Raw genomic sequence first — 20,470 nt, forward strand, 5'->3', positions numbered from 1 at the left:
CGTTCAGCGAGAACGTGAACGGCTTGCCCGGATGGGGGAATTCGGGAAGAACGACGTCCACATCACCCCGAAAAACGCCAGTTTTGGAGCTGATCAGTTCTCGGCAACCATGATCAAGTCGGTAACAGATTTTGTTTGAATACTATAATCGTTTGCGTTGCATACAAAACAAGCTTGGACAACAGGATGACGATAGCAGTAATCATCTCGGCCTTAATCGCGATTGCAGTTTGCTTTCTCGCTGCAAGGTTCATTGGTCAGCGTAAGCAAATCGACGGTTTGATTGCCGATATCGAAGCCGCGCTAACGAGGCAGAGGGTTCTTCTCGATTATGAGAACGGCTTCTTGATGAAAAAGGACTGGGACGCAGAGACGGACAGGAATGCCCAGCTATATAAGAATCTGATAAGAATCCCCGCATCGCGTCGCAAGTCGCATCCGAAATCCGACATCATAGCTGCTTTCATCGAGAACCATGCCGATGAGGAAGTCCGCGTTAGAAGAAACGAGGCGTTTAAGGCGTCGGAGCTTACCGCTTGTGATTCGATGCTTTCAAACATTGATGGTAAGTCCCTTGACGACCAGCAAAGGAACGCCGTTGTGACCGACGAGTACAACAATCTGGTCATTGCCGGGGCGGGTTCCGGAAAGACATTGACCGTCGTAGGGAAGATTAAATACCTGACTGAACATAGGGGCGTCAGACCGGAAGAGATCCTCGTTACCTCGTTTACCCGAAAGTCTGTCAACGAGCTTCAGGAGAGGATAGAAAAGGCGGGCATCAAAGGCGTAACCTGCAAGACATTCCACAAGATGGGCCTCGATCGTCTCGGCAAAGTTGGCGTTGCAAACGAAAACGAGCTCAGAAACTGCGTTCTATCCTATCTGCGAGGGGGTATACAGGAGTATCCAGATCAGATGAGCGCGTATATCGAGTTCTACGGGTGCTATAAGCACGTGCCCAAGGACTATTCCGAATTCGAAAGCGAGGGAGCGAGGTTCGAGGCCCTAAAGGCAACCAGCCTCGAAACAATAAAGGGGCAACTGGATACGCTCAATGGGGAGCGCGTGAAGAGCATCGAAGAGCTCATGATAGCAAACTACCTTTTCTTGCACGGCGTGGATTACGAATACGAGCGCAACTACGATGGTGATTACGAAACCAATGGACGTGCCTACCAACCCGACTTCTACCTTCCCGAATACGACATCTGGCTCGAACACTTTGGAGTTGACGAGCACGGGCGATGCCCTTGGATCGAAACAGATTTCGAGGAGCGCAAATACATCGAGGGAATGGATTGGAAGAGGTCCGTGCACGAAGCAAACGGCACTCGGCTTATCGAAAGCTACTCTTTCTGGAACAAGGACCACGACCTGCTGAACAAGCTCGAGGCGCTTCTGGAAGCCAATGGCGTCGAACTTGTAAGTGACGAAGAGATGCTTTCCGGGGTTTATGCAAAGCTGAGCCAAGACGACAAGTATCTCCGCAGCATCGCCACCCTCACCACAACGTTCTTGTCCCTGGCGAAAGCGAACAATATCGCTATGGCGGAAGTCGCTGAAAAGGGCCGCGACGCATATAAAGGCGACGGGTTCATGTGGCACCGCTTCGAGCTTTTCATGGCCTTCGCCGAGCCAATCATGACCCTTTATAGCAAAAGGCTCGAGGATAAAGGCCAGGTCGATTTCGACGACATGATCAACAAGGCCGCTTCGTTGATTGCAGAAGAGGGCCCAACGGAGCGATTCCGCTATATCATCGTCGACGAATACCAGGACATATCGAAGAGCAGATTCGGTCTCATTAAAGCCATTCGCGATGCGTGTGAGGCTAAGCTCATGTGCGTAGGCGATGACTGGCAATCGATATACCGCTTTGCGGGCAGCGACGTTTCGCTGTTCACCGATTTCGGAGAGTATGTGGGATTCCACGAGACGCTCAAGATCGAGAGGACGTACCGAAACTCGCAAGAGCTCGTCGACATCGCCAGCGCGTTCGTCGAGCGCAATCCGGCGCAAGTGCACAAGACGATGAAATCGTTCAAGCACGAAGACATGCCAGTCGTCATCAGTTACATGCCCGATATGGCGAATGGTCTAGAGGCTTCACTTAGCAGCATCCTGCAGATGCAGGATGGGGGCATGCGGAAGATACTCATCCTGGGCCGGCATAATTTCGATATCGAAACGCTCTATCCCGATTTCAAGGGGCAGGACTCTTTTGAAAACGAGAACATATCTCTGCGGCGCGACAGAAACACCGGCGATGTGCATGTCATATACGGCGGCAACAGGAACATCACTTTCATGAGCGTTCATAGAGCTAAAGGCCTCGAGGCTGATGACGTCGTCGTGTTGAACCTGATAAACGACATGTACGGCTTCCCGAACCGAATCGAAGACGACCCTATTCTGCAGATTCTTCTCGGGGGCGACGAAGAGCTCGAGTTCGCCGAGGAAAGACGCCTGTTCTACGTTGCCATCACCCGAACCAAACGGAGGGTTTTCCTCGTGTCAGGCGCCCTCGACAAGGGGGCGGGGCCGTCGCCGTTCGTTGGAGAGATAAGAGCGTTGGAATCGGAGCATTTGGGAGCGTTTGAAATTGAAGGGAAAGACGTCTGGAACCCAACGCTATGTCCCCGATGCGGAACGGGGCGGCTCGTCGTTCGCCGCAATTCTCAAACTGGCAGGAGCTTCCTGGGCTGCACGAACTTCCCTTTCTGCGAAAGGAGCTATGATCAGACCGAGATCCTCGAAGACAGGCTCAAGTGCCCGGCCTGCGATGGATGGATGGTAAGGCGAAGGCGCGGTTCAGACGGAAAGCCGTTCTTCGGATGCTCCAACTGGCCAGACTGCACGGCGACGATTGACGCCACAGAGGAATACGAACCTGCCTATTCTGCTCCAAAGGCCGTGACGTACGCCAGTGTGCGTTTCAACTCAGACAATAGTTATCGCGATGCAGGCCATGGAAAGCCGGACTCTAAGAAATGCCCGAAATGCGGCGCCCCGCTAAAGCTTATGAAGAACAGCAAGGACGGCTCCCAGTTCTTCGGCTGTACGCGCTATCCGACTTGCAGATATACGCGAAACGTTGACGACGTCGCCTGGAGAGCGAGCGCTCCTGGGCATTCTGGAGGTAATGGTTCGACTGCGATGAGGTGCCCGAAATGTGGAGCGAAGCTCAAAGAGCTGACAAATAAGAAGGACGGGTCGATTTTCTACGGTTGTACGAGATATCCTGCGTGCAAGTACACAAGAAACAAGTAGGGTATTTGCAAAACATGATTAAATGTGAATAGAACAATCGAGCCGTTCTGCGCGATTAGATTGGAGAAGTGGCATGGATTTCGGGATCATCATTATCGGCGTCGCCGCAGTTATAGCGATTGTCTTCCTCATCTCAAAATCACGAAGCAAGAGCTCATCTCCGGGGGAGCAGAAGAAATCCTCGCGCTCGCTCGCGGACATACTCGCAAAGGACCCCCATCAAAGCGTGCGGAACGCCATAGCGGGAAACCCCAATACCCCCGTTTATCTGCTGGAGGAGCTAGCAAAGGACGAAGATTACGTGGTGAGAGGTTTCGTCGCCCGGAATCCTAGCACCCCAAGCGCCTTGTTGGAGAAGCTCTCGCATGATGGCGGTCTTGTGACTAACGGCGTCGCTATGAATACCCACACGCCGGGTCATTTGCTTGCCGAGCTCGCCCAAGGAACGCTTGAAGATAGGGTCCCTGGATGCTATATCGCGGAGAATCCGAGCACCCCCGCCGAAACACTCGAGCTCCTTTCGGACTGTCATATGGCCGAGGTCGCGAAAAACCCGAGCACCCCCCAACACGTTCTCGAACGGCTCGCCGAATACGAGGATACGAGTCAGCCCAAAACAGGTTTTACAACGAGATATTTCGTGAAGAGCCAGGTTGCCCAGAATCCGGGCACTCCTGACTATCTGCTGGAGAAGCTCGCCTTCGACGAAGAGGGGCAGGTTCGATATGGGGTCGAGATCAATCCGAGCACGCCACCTAATGTGTTGACCTCGATATACGAAAGGACGGTTTGCGAGCTCGAAGAAGCGGATGCGCTAGAAAGCCAGGGAGACGAGCGGAGTTGCGAGTCTATAAGACGTGAGGCTTATGAGACAAGGAGATATATAGGCGGCAACCCGTCCACCCCTGTTCAGATAATACGAACTCTCTCTGTCGACCAGAACCCAGGCGTTCGAGAATATGTTGCCGGAAACCCCAACCTGCCCACTGACTTATTCCTGGAACTCGCCCAGGATTGGGAGGAATCCGTCAGAAGAAAGGTTGCAGAGAATCCGAGCGCTCCTACCGAATGCCTCGATATGTTGGTAGACGACTCTGATGTTGAGGTGAGGATTAACCTCGCCGGTAATCCAAATGCTTCACCGAAGGCATTGCGGGTCCTGGCTAAGGATGACAGCATTGCGCAGGATCGGGTTGCAGCAAACAAAGCGACACCAGTCGACGTCCTCGAGGAGCTGTCGAGAGAGCCCGGCGGTTTTGTGCAGGCGGCCGTAGGAGCCAATCCGAGCACGCCGGCCCAAATCCTGATTCGAATGGCAAACGATGATTTCTTCGGAATCAGGGAGGGCGTAGCCAGCAATCCGGCAGTCCAGTCAATATATGTATAGGCTGGACTACCGATGAACCCCTCCGCGCCGGCATTGTGGAATACCTGCGGAGGGGTTCTGGTGGCGGAAGCCGTCTATCCGGCGGCCTGCCTGCGGAACGCGAGATGGAGGTATTCGACGGCGTGGACCCGATCGACTCCACGCCACCGAAGCGCTCCACGACCCGCTCGGACTCCGCATCGGTGATGTCGCGGTTCTCGCCAGTTTCCGGGTCGAAGCCCACCCAGACCATGTCGCCGAAGACGATCGAGTAGAGCTTGCCCTCCGCAACCGCGTGCGAGAAGTCCATCTGCGAGAGGTAGCCCGCCTCGGCCATCTGCCGCGTGGCGTATACGGCGCGGTTCGCCGTCTCGAGCGAGGCGCCCAAAATGCCTTCCACGTTCACGTAAACTGCCGGCTCGTCGCAGAAGATGTAGCCCGCCGCCTCGATCGGCCCGCCGACGCATACCTGCAATGCGCTCAGGAAGCCGCAACCCTGAGATGCAGCCCCTGGAGAAAAAGCATGTGGTCTCAACCGACAACTTAATCGCATTAATAGGCGAGTCTCGAGATAAATGGGGAATCGAAGGGATCTCCCTTATCTGAACTGCCTCCCTTTTCTTGGACATGAGAAAAGGGAGGCTTTTGCATGGCCCGTAGAACTTTGCACGCTGCCATCACGAGATCGAGAGCTGCCGAGCTCTACGACGAAGGCTACGGCGTCCGCTCCATCGCCGAATCGCGGAAGTTGCTCGGTATCCATATGGTCATGGGCACGACATCGCCGTCTACGAGAAACGTCTGCACCTCGGAATCCTTTGCATCGCTCACGATGAGCTCGGAATACTTCATCGCACGTCCTTCCATCACATGCGCAATGCAGTACAAATCTAGTACCAATTCTAATAGAACATCATGTCGTTAGTACGACCAGCCAACTGGCGTCTGCGCCGGTTAGTCGCAGACCGAAGATGGAAGATGATTCGGCTTCCTCCAATGGAAAGCGTCTCGAGCTTGCGCGATAGAGGCATTATCTGTTTGCTCCGCCGGCCATCGCTGCCACCATGCGCTCACGTCGTTGGAACTCGTCCGCAGCCCGGGGGCCCGCGCCCCCACATTCCGCCGGGGCTGTCACGCCGCCTGGGGCGCATGGCGCATGAAAGTCAACTGGGGCGGCCGCCCAAGCCCTCCCTCCCGTGTCTTCACCACGGCTACGCAAGCCCGCTATGCACTACTAAAGCACGGCTATACCAGGGGATGACTACTGCCCCTTACGTTCTCTTGCTCAATGAATGCAACCATCCGCTTACGGAACCGCTCTCGACTCTGGCGCTTCTGTCTGCAGCTATTTAATGGATATCCACTTATCTTGACTTCACTCGTATTGCTGTTAGAATATTATTTGGATATCCAATAATAGAAAGTTGCAGTTATATGGAGGGAGAATTCATGCGAGGCAGACCAAAGCTGAGCGATAGTCGGGACAACCAGTATCGCGTTCGGCTCAACGACGAAGAGAGCAGAAAACTCAACTACGTAAGCGAAACGACTGGCAAACCAAAATCAGAGGTTTTCAGGTATGCGCTGATCGATTATTACAACAAGGTGCGGTTAAATGAGGCAAACAATGCCAACAGCGAAGACGTTTGGGAAATAGGCGGCATCAGCCTGAAGCGGGTCGTAAATTGCCCGCATTGTAATACGCTTTTGCGGGTCGACCTCGAAAACAGGTGCAACATCACGACGAACGACGGGCAGATGGGTCCAGAAACTCTATACGAGTTCGAGCTCGAAGACACGTGCGATTATTGTGGCGGACACTTTCTCATGACCGGATACATATCCGAGTACCCCGCCGGTGCACTTAACCATGAAGATATAGTTGTTCTCCCGACCCAGGAAAGGGGCGAAGGCCTATGAGTTCTTTTTCGGAAGCAATCAAGCGAGAGACGAGGAGCCTAATCCCCGAGATACAGCAGCGATTTCGTAATGAGAGAGATGCAGAAATACAAGAAGCTATCGAAGCCGAGCGCGTCAACAACATTGCAATGACAGCTATCGCCATGCTGGATGCCGGTCTAAGAGACGAGCTCGTCACGCACACGCTCCAGAAATACTGGGATCTTTGGCTGAGCAAAGCGTCCGATATTATCGAATGGGCGCACTTTCAGCTTAACGAAAGCGTGGAACCGTAGTGCAAGGGACAACCTTATTCTATCGCAGACAGTGGAGAACGGAGGGGCGGCAATGCGACTTGCCAAAGTAATAATCGAGGGGTTCAGATCGTTCGGCGAGCGTCAAACCATCGAGTTCAATGGCCTTACCACCTTTATAGGCGAGAACAGCTCCGGAAAGACCGCGGCCCTCGCCGCGCTCGGAAAGATATTCGCCCCGCGACAAGCCGACCGCCAGATTATACGCAGCGATTTTCATCTCCCAAAAGACGCGAAACCAGAGGATGTCGATGAGCTTGAATTGGCCGTTGAGGCCGTCTTCGAATTCGACGAGCTCCTCTCGGCGGAACCGAACGATGTTGTCGCGGTTTTTTACGATTACCTGACGTTGAACGGGCCGGAAGGGACGCCTATTATGCGCATCCGGCTCTCGGCAAAGTGGAGCAGGAGTGCGAACGCCGAGGGATCCATCGACAGCGAGATAGCATTCATTAAGGCCGCGGAAGGCGAACTCGAGACGAAAGAGGACTGCGTCGCGGCTAAGCGACAGCTGCTAGACTCAATACGAATGATCTACGTCCCCGCATCACGGAATCCCAAGGCGGAGTTTAGGGCGAACTCGGGAACGATAATTGGCGGCCTAATAGGATCGGTGAACTGGCGCGATGCCAAGAAGAACGCTATCAGGGCTAAGATAAACGAAATCAGCGACACCGTGCTCGAAGAGCCCGGAGCGAATGCCATCGACAAATCTCTCCACGACGCTTGGGACGGCCTTGATGACGACAGCCGCTACGGGAACGCCAGGCTGACCTTCGGTGGAGGGAGCTTCGAGTCCGTAGTGAATCATCCCGCAGTCGCGTTCTCGCCGACACCGGAGGAGAGGGAATACGAGATCGAAGAGCTCGGAGACGGCTTAAGATCTCTGTTCTACTTCTCCATGGTAAAAGGCCTCGTAGAACTCGAGGGCAAGCTTCGGCAAAATGCAGACGGCATAAAGGAACACTTCAACGTCACCCTGCCCACGCTCACGCTTCTAGCCGTCGAAGAGCCGGAAAACCACATCGCCCCTCACCTGCTCGGCAAGTTGATGCTGGAGCTGAGGAAAATCGGAGAAGAGCCCCACTGCCAAGTGATCGCAACGTCGCACTCCCCCGCGATTGTGGGGCGAGTGGAGCCGACGGAGATCCGACATTTCAGGATGCGCCGTGAATCCAATTCCACGATTTGCCGCCGCTTGTCCTTGCCTGACAACACAGAAGCGGAAGCGTACAAATACGTCCGCGGGTCTCTCCTCGCCTATCCCGAGGTGCTGTTCGCGAAAGCCGTTGTACTCGGCGAAGGCAGCAGCGAGGAAATCGTCCTGCCCAGGGCGATTGAGGCACTATGCGGGCAAGCGGATGCCAACGGGATATCCGTCGCGCCGCTTGGCGGAAGGCACGTCAACCATTTCTGGAGGCTTTTCAACGAGCTCGATATCCCCTACGTGACGCTTTTGGACCTGGACCGCGAACGCTACGGAGGTGGATGGGGTAGAATCAAGTACGCCGCTTGCAAGCTGGAAGAATTCAAGAAGGACGAGACGTTTGACTGGCCGGGTGGCATCTCAACGGACTCGCCGGAATTCAAGTCCCTCAGCAAACGCGACGACGATGACCCCGAATTTGACGAATGGATTGGTTACCTCGAATCGAAGGGCGTGTTCTTCTCGGCACCACTCGATCTGGACTTCGCGATGCTCTGCGCGTTTCCCAGTGCATACAAGGCTGTCGATGGAACAATCAATCTGCAAGACACGGAAAACGAGTCCAATCGCTCCACCGTTGAATTACCTATAGAGGATAGGCAGCACGCCATCGAATACGTTTTGCACTCGGGCAAACACGGCTCTGGCGGCGACGGATCCACTTATACAGAAGACCAGAAGGATCTCATGCCGTGCTACAAGAGCCTTTTCCTCGGAAATAGGGGCAAACCAGGCACGCACATCCTTGCGCTTGCCAATGTAGACGACGAGTCTTTCAGGGAGCATATGCCTGAAACACTGGAGTGCCTTGTGAAAACGGTTTTCGGCCTCGCTTCGGGATCCCCTGCGGAGGCAGACGATGAAGCGTGAGGAATGGCTGCCGGCTGACGGAATCGTTCTCGAGGACAGAGCTGATGAAGCCCTGCGCTTCGAGGGCAACGTGCTCGTTGTGGCAGGGCCGGGCGCGGGCAAAACAGAGTTGCTCGCGCAAAAGGCGTGCTACCTGTTCCAAACCGGCATATGCGACGCGCCTCATCGGATACTCGCCGTAAGCTTCAAGGTCGACGCAGCGGCGAATTTGTCCGACCGCGTGGAGGAGAGGTGCGGAACCGAATACGGACGTAGGTTCACATCGGTGACCTTCGACGCTTTCGCCAAGTCCATCCTCGACCGGTTCAGAAACGCCCTCCCCGAGCAGTATCGACCAACCCATGACTACGTAATCAACGACGAAGAAGTCATGGGAAAGATCCGAGACGAAGTCTGCGGCGGGAACAGGAAGCAGTTCCGGGCAAAAGAGGCCGAAGAATGCAGGCTTATCGCATATGGTGGAAGCGGGAACGCGAGGATCTTCCTCACCATGATCAACAATCCGGACGGCGAAAGAAGCCATCTGAGCTTTTCCATGGTCTTCTCGCTGGCGCTATACATTCTGAGGCACAACCCTCTTGTAGTGGAAGCAATACGACGGACCTTCAAGTACGTATTCATAGACGAATTCCAGGACACGACGTCTTTCCAATACAAGATGATAGAAGCCCTATTCGGAGGAGGCAACGGCACCTTGACAGCCGTTGGGGACAACAAGCAGCGGATTATGCTTTGGGCTGGCGCCATGAGGGATGCATTCGACCGTTTCCATAGCGACTTCAATGCGGAGAAGATCCAACTGCTCAGGAACTACCGCTCAGCGCCTAAGCTCGTCGAACTCCAGGCAAGGATGTACAACTCTCTCGGCGAGCACGCCTCGCCCGCACTACCGTCAGATGCATGGCGTCCCGACGACGGCGAGATAAGGCTTGTCATAAGCGATGACGACCGCAAGGAAGCAGCATACCTAGCGCGGGATATTTCGAACGCCATCGCTGCAGGCGTCGAGCCCGAAGAGATCTGCATCCTAAGTAAGCAGAAGGTCGATGAATATGCCAGGACGATTATGAAGGAGCTTAGCGAAGCAGGAATCGAATCGAGATTGGAGGCGGATTATCAAACAATTCTCTCAGACCCCTTCATCAGCTTGATTATCGATTGCGCGTATGTCGCCCTCGGAAATTGCAGCGCAAGACTCAGGCGAGCGGCAAAGGACGAACTGCTCAATTTGCGTGACGGAAACGAAATTGAAGACCCTGGCAAATTCGCGACGACCGAGCTTGAACTCAATGGACTGCTGGATAGGTTTGGCTCTAGATTACGAAAAGCGAACAGCGAAGCTTCCCTGGAAGCTTCGTTCCAGCTGATAACCGAATGGATCAGCCAAGAAAGCATTATGGCAAGGTATCCGGCTTACAGGCAAAGCGATCAGCTCAGTAGGCAGATGCGCTTTTTGGTGAAGGCGCTTCACGGCGCGTTGGAAACATCGTCCGACATTCTCGCTGCAATCGATAGGCTATTGGGCAAAGGCGTCGTCCCCGTCATGACCATCCACAAGAGCAAAGGCCTGGAGTACCAACGCGTTTACTTCCTCGGTTTAGAGGATGACGCGTTTTGGTCTTTCAAAAATCAGCCAGAAGAAGACCGATGCGCCTTCTTCGTCGCTCTGTCTCGCGCAAAAAGCAGCGTAACGTTCACCTTCAGCAACTATAGGCTGGGCGCAGCGCAACGACATGACGCAATCAATGAGTTCTTCACATTGCTTCAGAGCCCCGGAGCGGCTCAAGTGATAAGAATCTGAGCTCGTTTTCAAGACGCTCACACGCGCAAAACCACGCAGCCGATCTTTGGCGATATCCAACAGGCGATCCCGGTAGGTGCGCACGCAATACGCACTGCAGGTGCGTCCGGCCCTCGAGCCACCGTAATAACCGCATGGACAAGCCGGCTCGCCGTAAACGAGTTGGAAGATTGTTAGTATTTCATAGATGTCTTCAAGGAAGGGGCGCCGCTGTCGACCAGCGCGCGCCTTGGCCTCCTCGGCCCGAAGCCCCGGAAACTCCCGCACCAGGCACGAAGCCGCCAACACGGTGTCGACCGTCCCGCTGTCCCTCAACTCGTCCAGGAACGTGAAGTATTCGCTATCAGGTTTCAGACTGCGCAATCCGTTACTCCGTATTTACTCCGTTTTACTCCGTTATTTGGCGATTCACCTGCGAGTTCAGGAAGACCGCGTCGAAGCGTTTGCCACCAGTAGCCGCCTACTCCGTATTTACTCCGTTTTACTCCGTACTTCCGAGAGCGTGTAGTACTGCGAGGGGTCGTTCTTGCTGCTGCCATGCCATTCGAGCACGCCCTTTTCGGCTAGTCCCTTCAGCGTCTTGGCGCACAGGCTCGAGCTTTTACGCAGTTGCTCGGCGAGCGTCTTGGTCGTGACGCTGCCGCGAGACATGGCGTATCGGACGGCCTCAATCTCGTACTCGTTCAACGAACCCATGATATCCAGCCCGATGTGATCCTCGAGGCTTTCTTGCTGGCGCAAGGCCCTTGTACCGATATTGTTCTCTAACGTGAGAAGCACGGCGGCGTTGTTCGGCTCGGAGAACACCGGCGGGTTCAGGTAGAGTCCTTCCATTTCCTCGTAGATGCGTTTCACGCCCTCATTCAGCTCGCGCACCCAGCCGAACTCGATGAGCGTGCGGGCAATGACGGGGTTCCTCGACCAGCGCGTGTGGCTCATGTTCTCGAGGGTCACCAGGTTGGGGAGCTTGCCGGGGCTGAAGATCTCCATGCGGTCGTCGAAGATGGATATGCGGATGTAGTCCCCGCTGTACCCGTAATTGCGGTGCGTGACCGCATTGACCACGCCCTCGAACCAGCTGAACTCCGGATACTCCGGGATCACCCTGAACAGACCGTCGTCTCCCAGGAACTGGAACTCGCGCAACTGCTCGGAGATCATCGCCTTGGCGCCATCTATCACCTTTGGGAGCGGGCCGTCAAACGTCCTATCCTTCACGATGTTCATTCGTTTGCCCGTTTCGCGCTTCACGCCGTCATAGCGCAGCACCCTCACGCGGGCCCAGGGCATGAACTTCGGCGGGTACTCGGCGAACAGCAGGATGCCCGCGTTTGTCAGGTGGCCGTTCCTCATGAACCCACGGCTGCGGAGGACCTGTTCGATTGGCGCGTCCGTGCCTATGGCTGCCTTGTAGCGGGACATCACTTCCAGGTCGATGTCCTCTATGGAGGAGCGGTCGTCTACCTCGTCTTCGTAGCGTCGCTGGTTCTTATCATATTCGAGCGCTATAACCTGCTCACGGTCAAGGATGACGCTCCTATCCTTCTGCCGTAGAAATACAGCCTTGTCCTTGCGCCTGGTTATGACGCGTTCGGCCGATGCCTCGATGTCGATGACGAGGATTAGGTCGTCTTCGCCCTTGGAGTTGGTTATGGGGATCTCGGCCGTCTCAACTTTGGGAACGGGATCGCAGCACGTGATGGCCGCTTGCTTGAAATCCTCGATGTCGTGCGCCTTGTCGCGCTTGAAGCCGGTGATCTCACCATCGTCCTCTATGCCGATGACGAGCTTGCCACCTGCGAAGTTGGCGAAGGCGATGATGTGTTTAGCAATCTCGTCGGCGTCCTTGCGCGCGCTCTTCCGATCGAAGTACTGATTCTCTTCTACGGTGGCGAACACCTGCGGGTCGTTGGTGTCGATAGGCTGCTGCATCTATCCTCCGTTTCTTTCTTGACTGAGTATTCTAGCAGCGTCACGCCTTAAACCCCGTACGGCAACGTCGGACAGCTGCAAAGCAGGTCGAAGAATCATGAGGAGTGGTTGGTGGAGCATAGGGGGATGCGCATGCTGCGCCTGCGGCGCAGCATCCCGGCTCCGCGCTTACGCGCTCCGCCCGAAAGCCTACGTTCGCCCCACTGGGGCGAACGCTTTACGGCTTTCGCCCTCTCGGGTTCGATCCCCCTTCAGACGAATTCTGCTCAGGGTGCCCCAGATAGCCCCGCCGCGAGGCCGTAGCGTACTAACGCTACGTAAGGCCGAGCACAAGGGGCTAGATGGGGTGCACTGTGCAGAATAATGAAAAAGAGGCCTATGGCCTCTTTTGAATGGTTGGTGGAGCATAGGGGGATCGAACCCCTGACCTCAGGCTTGCAAAGCCCGCGCTCTCCCAGCTGAGCTAATGCCCCAAATATGTAAGTCGTTTTCGCTGCTAGATATTAATAAACGCTCCACCGGCAAACTCGGCTCACGGTGGAGCGTTTATCGACAAAATGGTGGGCCCGAATGGATTTGAACCAGCGACCTCACGCTTATCAGGCGTGCGCTCTAACCAACTGAGCTACGGGCCCGCGAAAACGCGCTTGATTAGAATACCCTCCCCACCCCGTTTGTGCAAGACAAATCTGATAGTATGGAGAAAGTTCACAATTGATTATAACATGCCGGGATTTTGAGGGGGTAAACCGTAATGATTCAGATGTCTGTACAGACTTTAGTGGTTACGAATGCTCCAAATCCTTCAATTTTGGTCCTCTGTCCCACTGAAGATTTCGAGAAGCATCGCGACTGCCGCATCGTCCCTATCTGGCTCGGCGTGGTAGAGGCGTCGCAGCTAGGTATGTCCCTAGAGCATGCGCGCTTCGCGCGACCCATGACGCACGACCTCATGATCAACGCGCTCACAAGCCTTGACGCAACCATCCTGCGGGTCGAAATCGTCGCGCAGAAGGAACAGACCTTCTACGCTCACCTCATCTTGCATCAAGGCGATCGAATCATCGAACTCGATGCACGCCCCAGCGACGCCATATCCCTCGCCGTGCGCCAAAATGCCCCCATCTACATGGACGAGGACGTTCTGCAGAAAACCTCATTCCCCTTCCTCTTCCACAGCCACAAGGACGACCAGGAAGAGCTGAAGGAATTCCACTCGTTCGTAAAGAACCTGCGCCCCGAGGATTTCCTCAAATAGCGAACAAGCCAACAGGTCATAAAGAAGGAGCCGTCACGAAGCCGGCTCCTTAATGTTTCATGTGAAACACCGGGGTTAGAGACTATTCCTCAGTGCCTTCCTCGGCGGAGGACTCAGCGGGTTCCTGCTCGCCTGCAGCCTCCTGGCCTTCGGCAGCGTCATCCTCTTCCCCACCAGCAAGCTGCTGATGACGTTCCTCAGAATCATCCGCGACGCCCACAGCCGTTACCTTGTCCTTGTCGGCAACGTCCATGACGCGCACGCCCTGCGTGTTGCGACCAAGCTGCGAGATGCCCGCAACGGCGGTACGCACGAGGATGCCCTCTTCGGTGATGATGATGAGTTCCTCGTCCTCGTTCACAACCTTGGCAGCGGCAAGCTGGCCCTTCTTGTCGGTCATGGCAATGGTGAACACGCCCTGGCCGCCGCGATGGTGGTTCGGGTACTCGCTCATGGGAGTACGCTTGCCATAGCCGCGCTCGGTGATGACGAACAGGTCGCTCTCGCCGCGCACAATAGACATGCTCAGCAAGCGGGCATCGTCGGCAAGCGTCATGCCGCGCACGCCCATAGTGTCGCGACCCATGGCGCGAACCTCGCCCTCATCCCAGCAGATGGCCTTGCCCGCGCTGGAAACCATTACGACGCTCTGGCCGGGAGCCACGCGCTTCACGTCGATGAGCTCGTCATCTTCCTTCAGGTTAATGGCAATCAGGCCGTCGCGGCGCGTACGGTCGTACAGGCTCATCGAAGTCTTCTTCACCATGCCCTGGGCGGTGGCAAACATTAGGTATTCCTCTTCGGGGAAGTCCTTCGTGGCAATAACGCTTGCCACGGTCTCGCCTGCCTGCCTGTCAAGCTGCAGCAGGTTTACGATGGCGGTACCGCGCGCATGGCGGCCAGCCTCGGGAATCTCATACACCTTCAGGCGATACACCCTACCGCGCGAACTGAAGAACAGCATGTACGCATGGGTGCTGGCCACAAACAGATGCTCAACGAAGTCGTCGTCCTTCAAGTTCACGCCCGACATGCCCTTGCCGCCGCGCTTCTGCTGACGGTACGTGGCAAGCGGGATGCGCTTGATGTAGCCGCCCTTGGTAAGCGTAACGACCATATCCTCGTCGGCGATGAGGTCTTCCACATTGATGTCGGTGGAGGAAGAAGCCGTGATAACCGTCTTGCGCTCGGTGCTGTACTTCTTCTTGATCTCCAGAAGCTCGTCACGAATGATTTCCTTCACCAGGTTGTCATCCTCGAGCACGCGCTTGTAGTAGGCAATCTTCTCTTCCAGTTCGTTCAACTCGTCCTGGAGCTTCTCATATTCCAAGCCGGTCAGACGACGCAGGCGCATCTCCAGGATGGCGTTAGCCTGAATCTCGTCGAGGCCGAACTGCTCGATCAAGCGCTCGCGTGCTTCCTTATCAGTCTTGGAAGAGCGAATGGTCTTGATGACCTCGTCGATGTGGTCGAGGGCAATGAGCAGGCCGCGCACGATATGGGCGCGCTCTTCGGCCTTCTGCAGGTCGTAGCGCGTACGACGGGTGATGACGTCCATCTGGTGTTCGATGTAGTAGTGCAGAACTTCCTTCAGGGAAAGCGTGTGCGGCACATCGTCGACCAGGGCCAGCATGTTCACGCCGAACGTGGTCTGCAGCTGGGTGTGCTTGAACAGCTTGTTCAGCACCACCTGGGGAATAGCATCCTTTTTCAGCTCGATGATGATGTCGATGCCATGGCGGTCGGCGCCGTCGTGCACGTTCGAGATTTCGGGAAGCTTCTTGTCGCGAATGAGCTCGCCAATCTTCTGCAGAAGCTTGGCGCGGTTCACCATGTAGGGGATTTCCTTCACGATGATCATCTGGCGGCCATTCTTCTTTTCGTCGAACTCGCATTTCGCGCGCAGCGTAAGCGAGCCGCGGCCCGTTTCATACGCGTCGCGAATGCCCTTGCGACCCATGATCACGGCACCCGTGGGGAAATCGGGACCAGGCATGACCTTCATGAGGTCCTCGGTGGTGACATCGGGGTTTTCCATCATAAGGTTCGTGGCATCGATGACTTCGCCCAGATTATGCGGCGGAATGTTCGTAGCCATGCCAACGGCAATACCCTGGCTGCCGTTTACCAGCAAGTTGGGGAAGCGCGAAGGCAGAACCTTCGGCTCGCGCAGGCTCTCGTCGTAGTTGGGCTGCCAATCGACCGTTTCCTTGTCGAGGTCGCGCAGCAGCTCCATGGCCGGCTTGGCCAGACGGGCTTCCGTGTAACGCATGGCAGCAGCGCTGTCGCCATCGATGGAGCCGAAGTTGCCGTGGCCATCGACCAGCGGAACGCTCATCGAGAACGGCTGGGCCAAGCGCACCATGGTGTCGTATACGGCAGAGTCGCCGTGGGGATGGTACTTACCAATAACGTCACCAACGGTACGGGCCGACTTGGCATGCGGACGCGTAGGCAGGATGCCGCTTTCGTTCATGGCATACAGAATACGGCGATGAACGGGCTTCAGGCCGTCGCGCACGTCGGGCAGGGCGCGCGCCACGATAACGCTCATCGAATACTCGATAAACGACTGGCGCATCTGCTCGCTCAGGTCGGCGGGAACAACCTGGGCCGCCATGGCAATTTCCTCGGCAGAGCGGTCTTCTTCCGCTACCTCGGTTTCGGTTGCTTCGTTATTCTCTTCCTCATTCGAGGCGGTGTCTTTGGTTTCGTCTGCCACCGTGTAACTCCTTTTTCAGATTAGCTGCGTTCGGGGCTTAGATATCCAGGAAGCGCACGTCCTTGGCGTGACGCTGGATGTATTCCTTGCGGGGCTCTACCTGATCGCCCATGAGCTCGCTGACCGCACGTTCGGCAGCGGCGGCATCTTCGATGCTCACCTGCTTCAGCATGCGCAGGTTCGGCTCCATGGTGGTTTCCCATAGCTGATCGGGGTCCATTTCGCCCAGACCCTTGTAACGCTGAACGGTAGGCTTCTTGTCCGCCGGGTAATCCTTCATGGCCTCGGCGAGCGCATCGTCGTTGTAGCAGTAGCGAATCTTCTTCTTGCCATCCTTGATGCCGTACAGCGGCGGCATGGCGATGTAGATGTAGCCACGGTTGATGAGCTCGGGCATGTAGCGATAGAAGAACGTGAGCAGCAGAATCTGAATGTGCGCACCGTCGACGTCAGCATCGGTCATGATGATGATGCGATGGTAACGAGCCTTTTCAGCGTCGAACTCCTCGCCGATGTTCGTGCCGATGGCGGTGATGAGCGAGGAAATGGTGTCGCTGGAAAGCGCGCGGTGAAGGCCAGCGCGTTCCACGTTCAGGATCTTGCCGCGCAGGGGAAGGATTGCCTGATACTTACGGTCGCGGGCCTGCTTGGCCGAACCACCTGCAGAATCGCCCTCCACGATGAACATTTCGCACTCGGCAGCATCCTTGCTGCTACAGTCGGCCAACTTGCCAGGCAGGGAAAACGATTCCAGGACGCCCTTGCGGCGCGTCATCTCGCGAGCCTTGCGGGCGGCTTCGCGCGCCTTCAGGGCCTGCGAGGCCTTGTTGATGATCTGCTTGCCGGGCCCCGGGTTCTCCTCCAGGTATTCGCCTAGACCCTTGGTGACGGCATTGCTCACCAGAGCACGCATCTCGGAATTGCCGAGCTTCGTCTTCGTCTGACCCTCGAACTGGGGCTCGTGTAGCTTAACGGAAATGACCGCAGCCAGGCCTTCGCGGCAGTCATCGCCGGTAAGGTTGCTGTCCTTTTCCTTCAGCAGACCCTTTGCGCGGGCGTAATCGTTCAACGTACGCGTAACGGCCTGCTTGAAGCCATCGAGATGCGTACCGCCTTCGATGGTGTTGATGTTATTGGCAAACGAGAATACCGAGTTCGCAGAGTAGGAACCCGTCCACTGCATGGCGATTTCCACTTCGCCGGCAGGGCCCTGCGCATCGAAGTAGATGGGTTGCGGGTTCATGATCTCGCTCTTGCCCTCGTTCAGATAGCGCACGAAATCCTTGATGCCATCGGCGTACTGGAACGTTTCCTCCAGCATGTTGCCGTCGGCATCCTTTTCGCGTTCGTCGTGCAGCGTGATCTTCAGGCCCTTGTTCAGGAAGGCCATCTCACGGAAGCGATCGGAAAGCGTGGTGTAGCTGAATACGGTGGTCTCGGTGAAAATCTCGGCGTCGGGCCAGAACTGCACGGTAGTGCCGGTATGATCGGCCGTTCCAATCTCATGGAGCTTCTCGACGGTCTTGCCGCGGCTGAACGAAATCTCGTATTCTTTGCCATCGCGGCAAACCTGCACGATCATCTTCGTGGAAAGGGCGTTTACAACCGAAACGCCTACGCCATGAAGACCACCGGATACCTTGTAGCCGTCACCGCCGAACTTACCGCCTGCATGCAGAATGGTAAGTACAACCTCGACCGTGGGGATTTTTTCTTTCGGATGCTCGTCGACGGGAATGCCACGACCGTTGTCGCGAACCTTCACGCTGCCGTCTTCGCAGATCCAAACTTGAATATCGGTACAATACCCAGCAAGCGCCTCGTCGACGGCGTTGTCGACAACCTCGTATACCAGGTGATGAAGGCCGCGCACGCTCGTAGAGCCAATGTACATGCCAGGGCGCTTGCGAACAGGCTCGAGACCCTCCAGAACCTGAATATCTTTTCCATCGTAATGCGATGGTTTGTTATCTGCCACGCTCTTCTCCTTTGCACAACGATTTTGGATGGAGCAACCTTGCGGTAAACAGTAGAATTCTACCATACATATCTGAGAATAGAGCGATTTGCACTATTTAAGGGCATTCAGAGCGCGTCTCAGCCCTATCTTGACTCTTTTTTGGGAAAAATCCCGTCACTCCGACTTCTTCCACTCCAAATCGGAAATCATCGCCTTTTTGAATTTCTCCCTCAGTACGGGGTCGGGAATCGGGGCGCATGCCTCTTCCACGCGCTGGCGTTCCTCTTCCGTAAGGGGCACCACGGGGGCGGCGGCCTTCGCGGCACGCTGCACCTCGGCATCTTCGGCGTAGGGATGATTCTGCTTGTTGCGCCCACGCGAGATATGGATGTCAAAGAGGTCGATTTCTTCGCCAAACTTCTCGCGGCATTGCCATTTCAGCAATTCGCGACGATTGTTCAGCTCGGCGGCGTAGATGCTCTCGTCCACATACACGTGCATTTCGCGACGACCGTCTTTGGTGAACACGAACACGTTGTTGGTATGCTGCAGAATGATGGGCTCTACGAGGTCCTTCCACATGTCGCGTACCTGCGCGATGCGTTGGGCCTTGCGAATCTCGCCCTCGTCGAATTCGGGGATGTTCGAAAGGAACCCCGACATTCCACCACGATAGGGAGCGGAGCCCCTGCTGCCGGAATTAATCTTCACGGGCACCTCCCATAAACGCTTCGGAACCATCTAATGCAATGATATCGGCTCGTGCGAGCATATCGCTCGTGAAATAGTCGGTATGCGTGGTGGTGATGAACGCCTGCGTGTCTCCCGCGATGAAATTCATGAAATACGAGCGACGGGCGTCGTCGAGCTCGCTCATGACGTCATCGAGCAGCAGCAAGGGAGCATTGCCTGTAGCAGAGGCGATCACCGCCGCTTCCGCGAGCTTCCAGGCGAGCACGATCGAACGCTGCTGGCCCTGGCTGGCGAAATGCGCCGCGTCGTGCCCTTCCACCGTAAACGTGACCGCATCGGCATGAGGACCCACGAGGCAGCGCTTGCGCGCGCGTTCGGCAACGGCGCGAGACGCCATGTACGAGGTAAGCTGTGCAAGGGCGTCGTTGCGCGTAAGGACCCCAGGCTCCAGAGGGGCATCCTTCGCCCAGCAAGGGGCATACAAAACATCGGCTTCCTCTCCCCCACCCGTAATCTCGCGATAGTACGACTGAAAATGGGGACGCAAGCGGTCGAGTACCTGCAGGCGATGCATAAGCACCTGCACACCCACGCGCACGAGCACGTCATTCAAACTTTCGATATACGCATCGGGAAGTTCGTCCTTCAGCGCCTGGTTCTTCTGCTTCACAAGCTTGCGGTAATCCACGCACACGCTGTAGAAGTTCCTGGACAATTGAACGCCCACGCTATCGATGGCATCACGGCGCGCAGAAGCGGCGCCCTTGGCAAGATGCAGGTCGTCGGGCGTGAAGGACACGGCGGGTACCAGACCCCGCACATCGGCGGCCTTGCGCGGCTTGCCGTTCATGCGATACGAACGGCGACCAGCGGAAATGGTAAGGCCCATGTCCACCTTGCGCGTCTCGCTTTGAAATTGCGCTTCCAGCTGAGCGGTTTCGCATCCCCACTTGATCATCTGCGCTGCTTGCGTCGTGCGAAACGACGAGCATGCCGTGAGCAGGCTTATTCCCTCCACCGCACTCGTCTTTCCCACCGCATTGGGCCCAACCAAAATGGTAAGGGCCCCAATGTTGGAAAGATCGAAGGAACGGTAGTTCCTAAAATCGCGCAGCGAAAGACGAGACAGCCTCATGCCGGGCGTTTGCGATGCGGAATATTCGGCTTGCGCCATG

At 55.9% G+C, this 20,470-nt stretch carries 14 protein-coding genes and 2 tRNA genes; 7 read left to right on the plus strand and 9 right to left on the minus strand.

Annotated features, from left to right (window positions below; all coding sequences use genetic code 11):
* Window positions 1–186 precede the first annotated feature (186 nt).
* Together E7002_RS06355 and E7002_RS06360 are read left to right on the plus strand one after the other, a co-directional pair.
* Entirely contained in the window at window positions 187–3,273 is a 3,087-nt protein-coding gene (locus E7002_RS06355; RefSeq protein ID WP_303728025.1) for a UvrD-helicase domain-containing protein, read from the plus strand.
* Window positions 3,274–3,346: 73 nt separating this feature from the next.
* Complete coding sequence (locus E7002_RS06360; RefSeq protein WP_303728026.1) at window positions 3,347–4,660, plus strand: hypothetical protein; 1,314 nt, start codon at window positions 3,347–3,349, stop codon at window positions 4,658–4,660.
* Here E7002_RS06360 and E7002_RS06365 read toward each other — a convergent pair.
* Window positions 4,611–5,192 carry a DUF3846 domain-containing protein gene (locus E7002_RS06365; RefSeq protein WP_303728027.1) on the minus strand — a complete coding sequence of 194 codons (582 nt, stop codon included), beginning with the start codon at window positions 5,190–5,192 and terminating at the stop codon, window positions 4,611–4,613. The two genes, E7002_RS06360 and E7002_RS06365, sit on opposite strands and share 50 nt — an antisense overlap.
* Window positions 5,193–5,353: 161 nt before the next feature.
* Entirely contained in the window at window positions 5,354–5,491 is a 138-nt protein-coding gene (locus E7002_RS06370; RefSeq protein ID WP_303728028.1) for a hypothetical protein, read from the minus strand.
* A 582-nt stretch (window positions 5,492–6,073) separates the two neighbouring features.
* Here E7002_RS06370 and E7002_RS06375 point away from each other — a divergent pair.
* From E7002_RS06375 to E7002_RS06390, 4 genes are read left to right on the plus strand one after another with little or no spacing between them, the layout of a single operon-like run.
* Window positions 6,074–6,559 carry a hypothetical protein gene (locus E7002_RS06375; RefSeq protein ID WP_303728029.1) on the plus strand — a complete coding sequence of 162 codons (486 nt, stop codon included), beginning with the start codon at window positions 6,074–6,076 and terminating at the stop codon, window positions 6,557–6,559.
* Window positions 6,556–6,834 (plus strand): hypothetical protein, encoded by a 279-nt coding sequence (locus E7002_RS06380; protein ID WP_303728030.1) that lies wholly within the window; start codon window positions 6,556–6,558, stop codon window positions 6,832–6,834. The genes E7002_RS06375 and E7002_RS06380 overlap by 4 nt, the downstream gene beginning before the upstream one ends.
* A 52-nt stretch (window positions 6,835–6,886) precedes the next feature.
* Window positions 6,887–8,929 (plus strand): ATP-dependent endonuclease, encoded by a 2,043-nt coding sequence (locus tag E7002_RS06385; protein ID WP_303728031.1) that lies wholly within the window; start codon window positions 6,887–6,889, stop codon window positions 8,927–8,929.
* The gene (locus E7002_RS06390) at window positions 8,919–10,730 is read left to right on the plus strand and encodes a UvrD-helicase domain-containing protein (RefSeq protein WP_303728032.1); all 1,812 of its coding nucleotides are present in this window, start codon (window positions 8,919–8,921) and stop codon (window positions 10,728–10,730) included. Before E7002_RS06385 ends, E7002_RS06390 begins: the two co-directional genes overlap by 11 nt.
* A gap of 471 nt (window positions 10,731–11,201) precedes the next feature.
* On the opposite strand, the gene E7002_RS06395 is transcribed toward E7002_RS06390, so the two are convergent.
* From E7002_RS06395 to E7002_RS06405, 3 genes are all read right to left on the minus strand, one after another.
* A complete protein-coding gene (locus E7002_RS06395; protein ID WP_303728033.1) occupies window positions 11,202–12,662 on the minus strand; it encodes an ATP-binding protein in 1,461 nt (486 codons plus the stop codon).
* A 397-nt stretch (window positions 12,663–13,059) separates the two neighbouring features.
* A tRNA-Ala gene (locus E7002_RS06400) sits at window positions 13,060–13,135 on the minus strand.
* A gap of 85 nt (window positions 13,136–13,220) precedes the next feature.
* Window positions 13,221–13,297 (minus strand) — tRNA-Ile (locus tag E7002_RS06405).
* 119 nt (window positions 13,298–13,416) lie between these two features.
* Here E7002_RS06405 and E7002_RS06410 point away from each other — a divergent pair.
* Window positions 13,417–13,920 (plus strand): bifunctional nuclease family protein, encoded by a 504-nt coding sequence (locus E7002_RS06410; RefSeq protein ID WP_303728034.1) that lies wholly within the window; start codon window positions 13,417–13,419, stop codon window positions 13,918–13,920.
* A gap of 82 nt (window positions 13,921–14,002) precedes the next feature.
* Here the strand turns inward: E7002_RS06410 and gyrA are convergent, their stop codons facing one another.
* The 4 genes from gyrA to E7002_RS06430 form a co-directional block, all read right to left on the minus strand.
* On the minus strand, window positions 14,003–16,540 hold the full coding sequence (gene gyrA / locus E7002_RS06415) for a DNA gyrase subunit A (RefSeq protein WP_303728135.1): 2,538 nt from the start codon (window positions 16,538–16,540) through the stop codon (window positions 14,003–14,005).
* 139 nt (window positions 16,541–16,679) lie between these two features.
* On the minus strand, window positions 16,680–18,620 hold the full coding sequence (gene gyrB, locus E7002_RS06420; protein ID WP_303728035.1) for a DNA topoisomerase (ATP-hydrolyzing) subunit B: 1,941 nt from the start codon (window positions 18,618–18,620) through the stop codon (window positions 16,680–16,682).
* Between the two features lie 156 nt (window positions 18,621–18,776).
* The gene (locus E7002_RS06425; protein WP_303728036.1) at window positions 18,777–19,313 is read right to left on the minus strand and encodes a DciA family protein; all 537 of its coding nucleotides are present in this window, start codon (window positions 19,311–19,313) and stop codon (window positions 18,777–18,779) included.
* On the minus strand, window positions 19,303–20,469 hold the full coding sequence (locus E7002_RS06430) for a DNA replication/repair protein RecF (RefSeq protein WP_303728037.1): 1,167 nt from the start codon (window positions 20,467–20,469) through the stop codon (window positions 19,303–19,305). The genes E7002_RS06425 and E7002_RS06430 overlap by 11 nt, the downstream gene beginning before the upstream one ends.
* Between the last annotated feature and the right edge of the window lies 1 nt (window position 20,470).

The sequence above is a fragment of the Denitrobacterium detoxificans genome (genome assembly GCF_015062615.1).
Taxonomy (GTDB): Bacteria; Actinomycetota; Coriobacteriia; order Coriobacteriales; family Eggerthellaceae; genus Denitrobacterium; species Denitrobacterium detoxificans_A.

What these genes read in the sequence shown, in the direction of transcription:
- E7002_RS06355 (WP_303728025.1), top strand. Translation starts at nt 187, where the DNA reads ATGACGATAGCAGTAATCATCTCGGCCTTAATCGCGATTGCAGTTTGC.
- E7002_RS06360 (WP_303728026.1), top strand. Translation starts at nt 3,347, where the DNA reads ATGGATTTCGGGATCATCATTATCGGCGTCGCCGCAGTTATAGCGATT.
- E7002_RS06365 (WP_303728027.1), bottom strand. Translation starts at nt 5,192, where the DNA reads ATGCGATTAAGTTGTCGGTTGAGACCACATGCTTTTTCTCCAGGGGCT.
- E7002_RS06370 (WP_303728028.1), bottom strand. Translation starts at nt 5,491, where the DNA reads ATGAAGTATTCCGAGCTCATCGTGAGCGATGCAAAGGATTCCGAGGTG.
- E7002_RS06375 (WP_303728029.1), top strand. Translation starts at nt 6,074, where the DNA reads ATGGAGGGAGAATTCATGCGAGGCAGACCAAAGCTGAGCGATAGTCGG.
- E7002_RS06380 (WP_303728030.1), top strand. Translation starts at nt 6,556, where the DNA reads ATGAGTTCTTTTTCGGAAGCAATCAAGCGAGAGACGAGGAGCCTAATC.
- E7002_RS06385 (WP_303728031.1), top strand. Translation starts at nt 6,887, where the DNA reads ATGCGACTTGCCAAAGTAATAATCGAGGGGTTCAGATCGTTCGGCGAG.
- E7002_RS06390 (WP_303728032.1), top strand. Translation starts at nt 8,919, where the DNA reads ATGAAGCGTGAGGAATGGCTGCCGGCTGACGGAATCGTTCTCGAGGAC.
- E7002_RS06395 (WP_303728033.1), bottom strand. Translation starts at nt 12,662, where the DNA reads ATGCAGCAGCCTATCGACACCAACGACCCGCAGGTGTTCGCCACCGTA.
- E7002_RS06410 (WP_303728034.1), top strand. Translation starts at nt 13,417, where the DNA reads ATGATTCAGATGTCTGTACAGACTTTAGTGGTTACGAATGCTCCAAAT.
- gyrA (WP_303728135.1), bottom strand. Translation starts at nt 16,540, where the DNA reads ATGGCGGCCCAGGTTGTTCCCGCCGACCTGAGCGAGCAGATGCGCCAG.
- E7002_RS06430 (WP_303728037.1), bottom strand. Translation starts at nt 20,469, where the DNA reads ATGGCGCAAGCCGAATATTCCGCATCGCAAACGCCCGGCATGAGGCTG.